Genomic DNA, 11,109 nt, shown 5'->3' with positions numbered 1-11,109 from the left:
CGCACTTAATGATAAACGGCACAAGCATGGGGGTTTTTGAGATTTTTTCTTTACGTCCGGGACGCTGCCTGCTATAATAGTTAAGTTACCATGGCGTACTATATAAAAAAGGAGGGAACAGACCTGTGAAATTCAAAAAATGGAACATCGGCAGCCCCGCGGAACAGGACGTTGCCCTCCTGCGCACCGCCGGCTACCCCTATCTTCTCAGCACCGTGCTGGCCGCCCGGGGCATCACCACACCGGAGGCTGCGGCGGAGTTTTTGGAGCGGGAGCGGAAACTGACCATCTCCCCCATGCTGATGCGGGACATGGACAAGGCCGTGGAGCGCATCCAGCGGGCCATCGCCGACGGAGAGACCGTGGCAGTCTTTGGGGATTACGATGTGGACGGCATCACCTCCACGGTGCTGCTGCGGGATTATTTGAAAAGCTGCGGTGTGCACTGCCTGCGCCATATTCCCCGGCGCATTGAGGACGGATACGGCCTGAGCAAGGATGCCATCGCCTCCCTGCGGGAGCAGGGGGCCACGCTGATGATCACCGTGGACTGCGGCATCACCGGAAACGAGGAGGTGGCCTTTGCCAACTCCATCGGGATGGATGTGGTGGTGACGGATCACCACGAGTGCAAGGAGACACTGCCGGACGCGGTGGCGGTGGTGGACCCCCACCGGCCCGACTGTCCGTACCCCTTCAAGCATCTGGCGGGCGTGGGCGTGGCGCTGAAGCTGGTGCTGGCTCTGGGAGGAGAAAATCGGGAGGATGCCCTCTTTGCCCGGTACTGCACCCTGGCCGCCATCGGCACCGTCGCCGACGTCATGCGGATGGAGGGGGAGAACCGCACCATCGTTTCCTGCGGACTGGAGGCCCTGCCCCACGCGGATTTCGTGGGGATTCACGCCCTTTTGAAAGAGGCGGGACTTCTGGGCAAGCCCATCACCTCCATCCAGATCGGCTTTGTGCTCTCGCCCCGGATCAACGCCGCGGGCCGCATGGGCGCGGCGGACGTGGCGGCGGATCTGCTGGAGACCAGCGACCCCGCCCGGGCGGAGGAGCTGGCCCGGCGGCTTTGCGATCTCAACCGGGAGCGGCAGGCGGTGGAACAGGCCATCTGCGCCGACGCCGCCGAAAAGATCAAGAAGCTGCGCAGCGAGGAGCGCAGCGCCCTGGTCCTCTCCAGTGAGGCCTGGCACCAGGGCGTAGTGGGGATCGTGGCCTCCCGTCTGAGTGAAAAATACTCCTGTCCCAGCTTCATGATCCACCTCAAGGACGGCACGGGCAAGGGCTCCTGCCGATCCTATGGCGGATTCAACCTCTTTGCCGCGCTGGAGTCCTGTGCCGATCTGCTGGACGGCTTCGGCGGCCATGAGCTGGCGGCGGGCTTCACCATTCCCGAGGGGAATATCGACGCCTTCCGTATCCGGATGAACCGGTATGTCCGGGCCGCCACCGGTGGTGAGCTGCCGGTGTCCTCTCTGGAAGTGGACGCCCCCATCACCTGCCCGGGCGCAGTGACGCTCTCGGAGGTGGAACAGCTGGACCAGCTGGAGCCCTACGGCGCCGGAAATCCCCGGCCGGTCTTTGCCCTGCTGGGCGCCACAGTGGACAGCGTACAGCCTGTGGGGCAAGGCAAGCATCTCAAGCTGCGCCTCTCTAAGGGGACCTGTCGGTTTGACGCCATCTTCTTCTCCGCCACGGCGGAGGAGTGCGGCGTGACGCCCGGCACCCGGGTGGACGCGGCCTTCTATCTCCAGGCCAACACCTTCCGGGGCAATACCACGCTCCAGCTCCAGATGGTGGATATCCGGCCCTCCCTGACTCCCAGCCGCCACGAGGCGGCGGACCTGGACCTGCTGGGCCGTCTGGTGGAGGGCGGCCGCCTGACCGCCCAGGAGAGTGCCCGCCTGCGGGCCTCCAGAGACCAGTTTGCTGCCTTCTGGGTGGTGCTGGAGCGGCAGCTGCGTACCGGCAAGGCGGAGGAGGATCTCCTGCCCTACCTGCGGCAGCTGGCGGCCCAGACCGGCGGCTGCGAGAGCTTCCTGCGGGCAGCTCTGGCTTTGCGGGTCTTTGCCGAGCGGGGACTGATCTCCCTCTCTGTGCGGGGGGACCGGCTGGCGCTTTGTCTCAATCATATTCAGGGGAAGGTGGACCTGTTTGCCTGCCCCTATCTCGCCCGTCTTCAGGACGCGGCAGACCGGAATCGAGGTGACCGCGCGTGACCATTCAGGAACAGTATGAACATTTGGAAAAAACCGTCCGCGGCTATAATCCTTCGGCGGATTTTACCCATATCCGGGCGGCGTTCGAGTTTGCACAGAAGGCCCACGAGGGGCAAAAGCGCAAAAGCGGCGAGCCCTATATCATCCACCCGCTGGCCGTGGCCCAGATCGTGGCGGAGGAACTGAAACTGGACAGTGAGTCCATTGAGGCCGCACTGCTCCACGACGTCATCGAGGACACCGCCGCCACCCACGAGCAGCTCTCCAAGCTCTTCTCGCCCACCATCGCGGACCTGGTGGAGGGGGTCAGCAAACTGACCCGCATCCAGTATGCCACCAAGGAAGACGAGCAGATGGAGAACCTCCGGAAGATGCTCATCGCCATGAGCAAGGATATCCGGGTGATCCTGATCAAGATCTCTGACCGGCTCCACAACATGCGCACCATGGAGTATCAGTCTCCGGCCAAGCAGAAGCAAAAGTCCCTGGAGACGATGGAGATCTATGCCCCTATCTCCCATCGGCTGGGCATGCAGCGCATCAAGTGGGAGCTGGAGGACCTGTCGCTCAAGTATTTGGACCCCATCGGCTATGACGAAATCGTCTCCAAGCTGGACGCCAAGCGCCAGGAATACGAGGACTTCATGCGCCGCACCCAGGATCAGATCGACCAGCGGCTCAATGATCTCAATATCCAGCACACGGTCTACGGCCGGATGAAGCATCCCTATTCCATCTACCGTAAGATGTTCAACCAGAATAAATCCCTGGACGAGATCTTCGACCTCTTTGCCTTCCGGGTCATTGTGGAAAACGTTGGGGACTGCTATAACGTCCTGGGTGTGATCCATGATCTCTACAAGCCCATTCTGGGCCGGTTCAAGGACTATATCGGCACCCCCAAGCCCAACGGCTACCAGTCTCTTCACACCACTGTCATCGGCCCCGACGGACTGCCTTTCGAGGTGCAGATCCGCACCCGGGAGATGCACGAGATCGCCGAGTACGGCGTGGCCGCCCACTGGAAGTACAAGCAAAACGGCCAGGGCGCCGGCACGGAGGGCCGCTATGAGTGGGTCCGCCGGCTGCTGGAAAACCAGGAGGGCACCGACGCCGAGGAGTATATCCACTCGCTGAAGGTGGATATGTTTGCCGACGAGGTGTTCGTCTTTACTCCCGGCGGCGATGTGCAGAACCTGCCTGCCGGCGCCACTCCCATTGACTTTGCCTATGCCATCCACTCCGCGGTGGGCAACCATATGGTGGGTGCCAAGGTCAATAACCGCATCGTTACCTTTGACCACGTGCTCAAAAACGGCGACATTGTGGAGATTTTGACCTCCAAGTCCGCCAAGGGTCCCAGCCGGGACTGGATGAAGATCGCCAAGTCCAGCGAGGCCCGCAGCAAGATCCGCCAGTGGTTCAAGAAGGAGCGGCGGGACGAAAACATTGCCAACGGCCGGGCCGCCTTCGAGGCCGAGCTCAAGCACTGCGGCATCCCCATGAAGGATGTGCTGGCGCCGGAGAACCTGCCGGGACTTTTGAAGCGGGTGGCTTACGGGTCTTTGGACGACATGTACGCCGCCATCGGCTACGGCGGATTCACCGCTCAAAAGGCGGTCAACCGGATGCAGGGCGAACTCAGCCGCATCGCCAAGCAGCATCAGGCGGACAAGGCCGCCATGGAAGCGGCGCTCAGCCGGGAGAACAAACCGGAGGAGCAGGCCAAGCCCGCACCCAAGAAAGTCAAGAGCGAGCAGGGCATCATTGTGGAGGGGCTGGACAACTGCCTGGTGAAATTCTCCAAGTGCTGCACCCCGGTCCCCGGGGATGCCATCATTGGCTTTATCACCCGGGGCTACGGCGTGTCTGTCCACCGCTGCGACTGTCCCAACGCCTCCCCAGAAAAACAGCACCAGCCGGGGCAGGAGGGCCGCTGGATCAAGGTCTCCTGGGGCAGTGATACCAACGACAGCTATCCCACCACCCTGGAGGTGGTGTGCAAGGACCGGCTGAACCTGCTGCTGGACATCTCCGCGGCACTGTCGGTCACCAACACCTTTGTGCTGGGCATCCAGTCCCGCAGCACAGAGGACCAGTTTGCCATCTTCCGGCTGGAGGTCCGCATCAAAAACGGTGACCAGCTCAAGTCGCTGATGAACAAGCTCAACCAGATCTCCGGCGTGCTGCGGGTCACCCGCCCCGCCGGCTGACGCTCCCGCGTCCCGCGGGACTTCTGTTTCCCCGGCACTGCCGGAGGCAGATGAGAAACCAAAAGACGGCTCCGGCCAGCCGGAGCACTTGCAGAGAGGAGAACCGCCTATGCGCGCTGTCGTCACCCGCGTTCACCACGCCTCCGTCACCATCGACGGGGAAGTCCGGGGCCGGATCGGCCAGGGCTTTCTGGTTTTGCTGGGGGTAGGCCCCCGGGATACGGAGGAGACCGCCGACAAGCTGGCGGACAAGATCTGCAATCTGCGGGTCTTTGAGGATGAAAACGACAAGATGAATCTGAATCTGGAGCAGGTGGGGGGGAGCCTTCTGGTGATCTCCCAGTTCACGCTCTACGCCGACACCTCCTCCCGCCGCCCCGGCTTTTCCGGGGCCGCCCGGCCGGAGCTGGCCATTCCGCTCTATGAGCGGTTCATGGACCACTGCCGCCAGCGGGGCTTCACCGTGGAGCACGGGGAGTTCGGCGCCAAGATGGAGGTGGATTCCCTGAATCACGGTCCTGTCACCATTCTCTTTGACACGGAGCGCCCCTGAGCGCATGCAAGGGCAGGTCTCCGGGCCGCGCCCATGATTCCAACCCAGTATTTCGTTTTGATGGATCGGGAGGTCTTTCATGCAAATCCATTCTCTCCAGGTGGGGCCCATCGGCACCAACTGCTACCTTCTTTGTGATGAGGACGCCGGCGTTTGTGCCGTCATCGATCCCGGCGGAGAAGCCGGACAGATCCGGGTGGCGGTGGAGAACACCGGCTGCAAGCCCTGCGGGATCTTTCTCACCCACGGCCATTATGACCATACCGGCGCCGTGGACGAACTGCGGACACACTGGCCGGAGATCCCCGTGTACCTCAATCATCGGGACCGCTACGAGGGAGATGCCTATGCCCTCCAGCTCTTCCCCCGTCTTGCCGGGGAGGTCCGGGACTATGACGAGGGGGACACGCTGGCCGTGGGCAATCTGACGGTCACGGTGCTGGCCACGCCCGGCCACTCCGAGGGCTCCGTCACGCTGCGCTGCGGCGATGTGCTCTTCTGCGGAGACACCCTTTTTGCCGGCTCCTGCGGCCGGACGGACTTCCTGGGCGGGTCCATGAACAAGATGATGGCGTCCCTGGCGCGCTTGGGCGCGCTTGCCGGGGACCTGAAGGTCTACCCCGGACATATGGAGCCCAGCAGTCTGGACCGGGAGCGGCAGTGGAATCCCTATCTGCTCCAGGCCATGGGCGGAAAGGGCTGAGGGACCGCCATGAAACTGCAACTGATCGGTCATGACGAGCGGTACGTGGTGGAGCAGAGCCTGATGGCCCTGTTCCCCGGCGAGCTGCCGGAATACAGTCCCGTCACCCCGGAGGACACAGCTTGGGCGGTCATCACCCTGGAACAGGCGGAAGAGCGCTGCCAGGTGATCGTGGAGCTGGCATATCAGGGCAGGAAAGCTGCCCAGTGCGTGGCTTTCACCCCGGATGGCACGGAGTTTGACCGGGAGGGGCAGCGCCGGCACGCCATCGGCCGCTGCTTTTTCCTGGCGGCCCGGGAGGTGCTGGGCACGGCGCCGCCCTGGGGCATGCTCACCGGCGTCCGGCCCGACAAGCCGGTGACCTGGGCGCTGGCGGCGGGGAAAACGGCGCTGCAGGCCCGGCGGATGATGGAAGAGGAGTACTTTGTGGCACCGGACCGGGCCGCGCTGGCGGTGGAGACCGGTGAGGTGGCCCTGCGGGCTGCCAGGGACTTAGACAAGCGGGATATCGCCGTATATGTGGGGATTCCCTTCTGCCCCACCCGCTGTGCCTACTGCTCCTTTGTCAGCCAGTCGGTGGAACGGAGCTTCGCCCTGGTGCCGCCCTATGTGGACGCGCTGGTGGAGGAAATCCGGTCCGGCGGACAGATGGTGCGGGAGACGGGACTGCGGGTGCGCTCGTTCTACATGGGCGGCGGGACCCCCACCACTCTCTCCGCCCAGCAGATGGACCGGGTACTGACGGCTTTTGAGGAGTCCTTCGACCGTGACCGGTGCCAGGAGATCACTGTGGAGGCGGGCCGCCCGGACACCATCACGGCGGAAAAGCTGGCGGTGCTCAAGGACCATGGGGTCACCCGGGTCTCGGTCAATCCCCAGACCATGGAGGACCATGTTCTTCGGGCCATCGGCCGCCGCCACACCGCCGCAGATATTGAGGCGGCGATGGAGCTGGTGGCGGGATATGGATTCCCCCACGTGAATATGGATTTGATTGCGGGGCTCCCGGCGGATACGCCGGAGGGGTTCCGCCGGTCTCTGGACCGGTGCCTGGCCTTTGGAACCGACAACGTCACGGTCCACACCCTGGCGCTGAAAAAGGGCAGCCGCATTTTGCTGGAGGGCCTGCCCATCCCCGGCCCGGAGGCGGTGGCCGAGATGCTGGACTACGCAGCCCCGGCGCTGCGGAAAGCCGGGTACAGTCCCTACTACCTCTACCGGCAAAAGTACATGTCCGGCAGCTTTGAGAATACCGGCTGGTGCCGCCCCGGCGCGGAATGCTGGTACAACGTGCAGATCATGTCGGAGCTTTGCTCTATTTTGTCCTTTGGCGCCGGAGGGTCCACCAAGATGGTGGAGCCGGGAACCAATCACATCGAGCGGGTGTTCAATCTGAAATACCCCAAGGAGTATACCGAGCGGCCGGAGAAGGCGGCAGCCAACCAGGCGGCCTTCGCGGCGTTTTATGAGTCGTTGAAAGGAGCACAGTGACATGCCTTATTCCCTCAAGGAGATCAATGAAGCTATCCGTACCGATCCCAAGGGGTTTGCAGAGGAGTGCGACGCCGGCTTTGCCAAGAAGGTGGAAAACGCGGCCCGGCAGATCGCGGAGCACCGGCGGGAGTCCCATGTGATTCTGCTCTCCGGCCCCTCCGGTTCCGGCAAGACCACCACCGCCATGAAGATCGAGGAGGCCCTGGAGCGCATGGGCATCTCCACCCACACCATCTCCATGGACAACTATTTCAACACCATCGACCCGGAGACGGCCCCTCGGAACCGGGATGGCGCCATTGACTATGAGTCCCCCTTCTGTCTCGACATCGACCTGCTCAACCGGCATTTTTCCATGCTGGACCGGGGCGAGACCATCCATGTGCCCAAGTATGAGTTCTCCCGGCAGATGCGCTCCAACATCCTCTCCCAGCCGCTGAAACTGGGACCGGACGAGATGGCCATCTTCGAGGGAATCCACGCCCTCAACGACATCATCGTGGGGAAGAACCCCAAGGCGTTCAAGCTGTATATCGCCGCCCGGTCCAACTACACCAACGGTGAGGGTGAGATCGTGTTCCAGCACCCCTGGCTGCGGCTGTGCCGCCGCATCGTCCGGGACTACAAGTTCCGGGGCAGCGACGCCAGTTTTACGCTGAAGATGTGGCCGAACGTGGCCCGGGGCGAGAAGCTGTATATTTCTCCCTACAAGGAAAATGCGAACTTGATGTTCGATTCGTCCCTGGCCTGCGAGGTCTCCGCCCTCAAGCCCTTTGTGGTGCCTCTGCTGGAGGCGGTTTCCCAGGAGAAATACCCCATCGCCGGGGAGATGCTGCAGGCGCTGGCCCGGTTCGAGGTCCTGGATGAATCCTACATTGCCCCGGACTCCCTGGCCCGGGAGTTCATCGGCGGCAGTACCTATTCCTACTGAGTGAGCGTAAAACGGTGCGCCTGCAAGGCGCGGGGAGGTTTGAAAGATGAACGAACAGCTGCAGCAACTGCTCCAGTGCGTCGGAAAAACCGCCGGTGAATTCGCAGACACGGCCTCCGACGCGGCATATGGCGTCAAGGGCAAGGCCTGGGAACTGGCATCGGTGGCAAAACTCAACATCCGCGCGGCGGAAAACAAGGCGGACATCGACTATGCCCTCCGGGAAGTGGGAGAGATGATCTACGCCACCCACACCGGGACCCCTACGGACTCAGATGTGCTGCTGGAAAAGCTCCAGGAGATCGACCGGCTTCACGAGACGGCAGCGGCCATCCAGGCGGAGATCGGGCGGCTCAGGGGAGAAAAGGCGGAGGACCGGTGTCCCACCTGCGGCGCCCGGACCCAAGCGGGAGATTCTTTCTGCCGGGAATGCGGCGGAAAATTGGAAAAAGGAGATCAGTAAATGGACTATACCATGGAACAGTATCGGGAAAGCGCGGAGGCGCTGCGGCAGCGGCTGGACGGGTTCCGCCCCCGGGTGTTGCTGATCCTGGGCTCCGGCCTGGGCGCATTGGCGGACGCGGTGGAACATCCCATCTGCGTTCCCTATACCCAGGTGCCCCACATGAAGCGCTCCACCGCTCCGGATCACAAGGGGCAGTTCGTCTTCGGAAAACTGGCGGGCCAGAATGTGGCCGTGATGCAGGGCCGGCTCCACACCTATGAGGGCTGGTCGTTCCAGGATGTAAGCTACCCCGTGCGGGTGCTGCGTCTGCTGGGGGCGGAGGCCATGATCGTCACCAATGCCGCCGGCGCGGTGAACACCAGTTTCTCCGCCGGAGACATCATGCTCATCACGGACCACATCAAGCTCTTCGGCGTCAGCCCCCTGTGCGGTCCCAATTTGGAGGAATTCGGTCCCCGGTTCCCGGATATGAGCCATGTGTATACCCCGGCTTTGCAGGAGGTGGCCCGCCAGACCGCCAAGGCGCTGGAGATCCCCCTGCAGGAGGGCGTGTACATGTATTTCCCCGGCCCGCAGTTTGAAACGCCGGCGGAAGTGCGCCTGGCCCGGACGCTGGGCGCTGACGCGGTGGGTATGTCCACTGTGCCGGAGACCATTGTGGCGGCCCACTGCGGCATGCAGGTGCTGGGCTTTACGCTCTGCACCAACATGGGTGCCGGCGTACTGGAGACGCCCCTGAGCTCCGACGAGGTGCTGGAAGCTGCCGCTGAGGCGGGACCCCGCTTCAGCGCACTGGTCAAGGGCTGCCTGACCAGACTCTAACTCCATCGGGCCCGCAGCAGACCGGGCCGGCGCGCATTGTCTGATGCGTATTTTTTCAATAATTCGAGGTATTCTCTTCATGTCGAAACAAGAAAAGAAGTCATTCCTGGGCGGCGCCGCGATTTTGGCCGCCGCCGTGGCCATTGTGAAGATCATCGGAGCCGTTTACAAGATCCCCCTGGGCAACATCATCGGGGACGAGGGCAAGGCGCATTTTACGGTTGCCTACAATATTTACAATCTGCTTTTGACCATTTCCACCGCAGGATTGCCGCTGGCCATTTCCAAACTCACCAGCGAGGCCCACGCCCTGGGGCGGGAGAATGAAAAACGCAAGATTTTCCGCACGTCCATCTGGCTGTTCTTCGGCCTGGGTCTGGTGTTCTCCCTCATCATGTTCTTCGGCTCCGCTCAGCTGGCCGCCTTCATGAATGACTCCCTGGCCTTCTGGTCCATCCGGGCCCTGTCGCCTGCGGTATTCTGTGTGTGCCTGCTGGCCTGCATGCGGGGCTACACACAGGGTCAGGGGAATATGACCCCCACGGCCGTGAGCCAGATCCTGGAGGCTCTGTGCAAGCTGGGAATCGGATTGTCCCTGGCATGGTATTTCCTGCAGCTGGGCTACGGAGTGGAGATCAGCGCCGCCGGCGCCATCCTGGGCGTCACGGTGGGCACGATTTTGTCCATGGTGTTCCTGATCTTCTATCTGCTGCGCCACCGGGACCGGACGGAGTCTCTGGACGTTCCGGAGAGCAGCGGCACCCTGATGAAAAAGGTACTGCTCATCGGCGTGCCCATCACGCTGAGCAACTCCGCCATGAGCATCATCACCCTTATCGATTCCAAGATCGTTCTGGGACGGCTGGAGGCGATCTCCAGCCTGCTGGCGGAAAAACCAGCCGCGCTATACGGGCAGTATACCTTCGGCATGGATCTCATCAACCTGCCCCCCTCCTTTGTCTATCCCGTTACCATGAGTCTGATCCCCTTTGCGGCGGCAGCCATGGCCCGGAAGGACAGCGCCGGGGCCAACCGCATCATCTCCTCCGCCTTCCGGCTGATTGCCATTTTGGCAATCCCTGCAGGCGTAGGCCTCAGCGTTCTTTCCAAACCGATCCTGATGATGCTCTATCCCGCCCAGAAGGAGGCCGCAATGGCAGCGGGTCCACACCTGCAGGTGCTGGGAATCGCCTGCATCTTCATCTGCCTCATGACGCTCACCAATGCCATTTTGCAGTCCTATGGCCATGAACGTATCCCCATCTGCACGATGATTGCAGGCGGCGTTGTGAAGATCGTGATGAACTATGTTCTGGTGGGGAACCCGGATATCAACATCCACGGTGCGCCCATCTCCACCCTTTGCTGCTATCTGGTGATCTCCGGACTGAACCTCTTCTTTGTGTGGAAGTACTCTCCGGAAAAACCCAGATATCTCCAGCTTTTCACCAAGCCTGTGATCGCCTCCGTGGTGATGGGCGGAGCAGCCTGGGCGGTGTATGGCCTGGTGCTGCAGGCGCTCACCGGCGGTGAATACGCCTACGGCGCCAGCGCTCTGGCCACGCTGCTGGGTATCGGCGCAGGCGTTGTGGTGTACTTTATCCTGGTGATCGCACTGCGGATTCTGCGGGCGGAGGATATGAAGGGCATCCCCCATGGGCAGACCCTGGTCCGCCTGCTGCACCTGCGCTGAGACCGGGGACGG

Annotated in this window: 9 protein-coding genes; all 9 read left to right on the top strand. The window is 62.4% G+C overall.

What is annotated here, in order from left to right; genetic code table 11:
- The first annotated feature begins 125 nt into the window (after positions 1-125).
- The 9 genes from recJ (at position 126) to QZL67_RS07545 (ending at position 11,097) form a co-directional block, all read left to right on the top strand.
- On the top strand, positions 126-2,222 hold the full coding sequence (gene recJ, locus QZL67_RS07585; RefSeq protein ID WP_022290128.1) for a single-stranded-DNA-specific exonuclease RecJ: 2,097 nt from the start codon (positions 126-128) through the stop codon (positions 2,220-2,222).
- Complete coding sequence (locus QZL67_RS07580) at positions 2,219-4,435, top strand: bifunctional (p)ppGpp synthetase/guanosine-3',5'-bis(diphosphate) 3'-pyrophosphohydrolase (protein WP_022290127.1); 2,217 nt, start codon at positions 2,219-2,221, stop codon at positions 4,433-4,435. The genes recJ and QZL67_RS07580 overlap by 4 nt, the downstream gene beginning before the upstream one ends.
- A gap of 109 nt (positions 4,436-4,544) precedes the next feature.
- Positions 4,545-4,988 (top strand): D-aminoacyl-tRNA deacylase, encoded by a 444-nt coding sequence (dtd, locus tag QZL67_RS07575; RefSeq protein WP_022290126.1) that lies wholly within the window; start codon positions 4,545-4,547, stop codon positions 4,986-4,988.
- 79 nt (positions 4,989-5,067) lie between these two features.
- Positions 5,068-5,691 (top strand): MBL fold metallo-hydrolase, encoded by a 624-nt coding sequence (locus QZL67_RS07570; RefSeq protein ID WP_022290125.1) that lies wholly within the window; start codon positions 5,068-5,070, stop codon positions 5,689-5,691.
- Between the two features lie 9 nt (positions 5,692-5,700).
- A complete protein-coding gene (gene hemZ / locus QZL67_RS07565) occupies positions 5,701-7,182 on the top strand; it encodes a coproporphyrinogen dehydrogenase HemZ (RefSeq protein ID WP_022290124.1) in 1,482 nt (493 codons plus the stop codon).
- Position 7,183: 1 nt separating this feature from the next.
- On the top strand, positions 7,184-8,116 hold the full coding sequence (locus QZL67_RS07560; RefSeq protein ID WP_022290123.1) for a uridine kinase: 933 nt from the start codon (positions 7,184-7,186) through the stop codon (positions 8,114-8,116).
- A 46-nt stretch (positions 8,117-8,162) separates the two neighbouring features.
- Positions 8,163-8,579 carry a zinc ribbon domain-containing protein gene (locus QZL67_RS07555; RefSeq protein WP_022290122.1) on the top strand — a complete coding sequence of 139 codons (417 nt, stop codon included), beginning with the start codon at positions 8,163-8,165 and terminating at the stop codon, positions 8,577-8,579.
- The gene (locus QZL67_RS07550) at positions 8,580-9,404 is read left to right on the top strand and encodes a purine-nucleoside phosphorylase (RefSeq protein ID WP_022290121.1); all 825 of its coding nucleotides are present in this window, start codon (positions 8,580-8,582) and stop codon (positions 9,402-9,404) included.
- Positions 9,405-9,483: 79 nt separating this feature from the next.
- A complete protein-coding gene (locus QZL67_RS07545; protein WP_022290120.1) occupies positions 9,484-11,097 on the top strand; it encodes a polysaccharide biosynthesis protein in 1,614 nt (537 codons plus the stop codon).
- The last annotated feature ends 12 nt before the right edge of the window (positions 11,098-11,109 follow it).

Origin of the sequence: Oscillibacter sp. CAG:155, from assembly GCA_000436875.1 — a bacterium.
Classification (GTDB): domain Bacteria; phylum Bacillota; class Clostridia; order Oscillospirales; family Oscillospiraceae; genus Oscillibacter.
This window is presented reverse-complemented; position numbering and strand designations above follow the sequence as displayed.

Excerpts from the sequence above, each read along its gene's own strand:
- QZL67_RS07570 (WP_022290125.1), top strand. The coding sequence starts at position 5,068 with ATGCAAATCCATTCTCTCCAGGTGGGGCCCATCGGCACCAACTGCTAC.
- QZL67_RS07560 (WP_022290123.1), top strand. The coding sequence starts at position 7,184 with ATGCCTTATTCCCTCAAGGAGATCAATGAAGCTATCCGTACCGATCCC.
- QZL67_RS07545 (WP_022290120.1), top strand. The coding sequence starts at position 9,484 with ATGTCGAAACAAGAAAAGAAGTCATTCCTGGGCGGCGCCGCGATTTTG.
- QZL67_RS07550 (WP_022290121.1), top strand. The coding sequence starts at position 8,580 with ATGGACTATACCATGGAACAGTATCGGGAAAGCGCGGAGGCGCTGCGG.
- hemZ (WP_022290124.1), top strand. The coding sequence starts at position 5,701 with ATGAAACTGCAACTGATCGGTCATGACGAGCGGTACGTGGTGGAGCAG.
- QZL67_RS07555 (WP_022290122.1), top strand. The coding sequence starts at position 8,163 with ATGAACGAACAGCTGCAGCAACTGCTCCAGTGCGTCGGAAAAACCGCC.
- dtd (WP_022290126.1), top strand. The coding sequence starts at position 4,545 with ATGCGCGCTGTCGTCACCCGCGTTCACCACGCCTCCGTCACCATCGAC.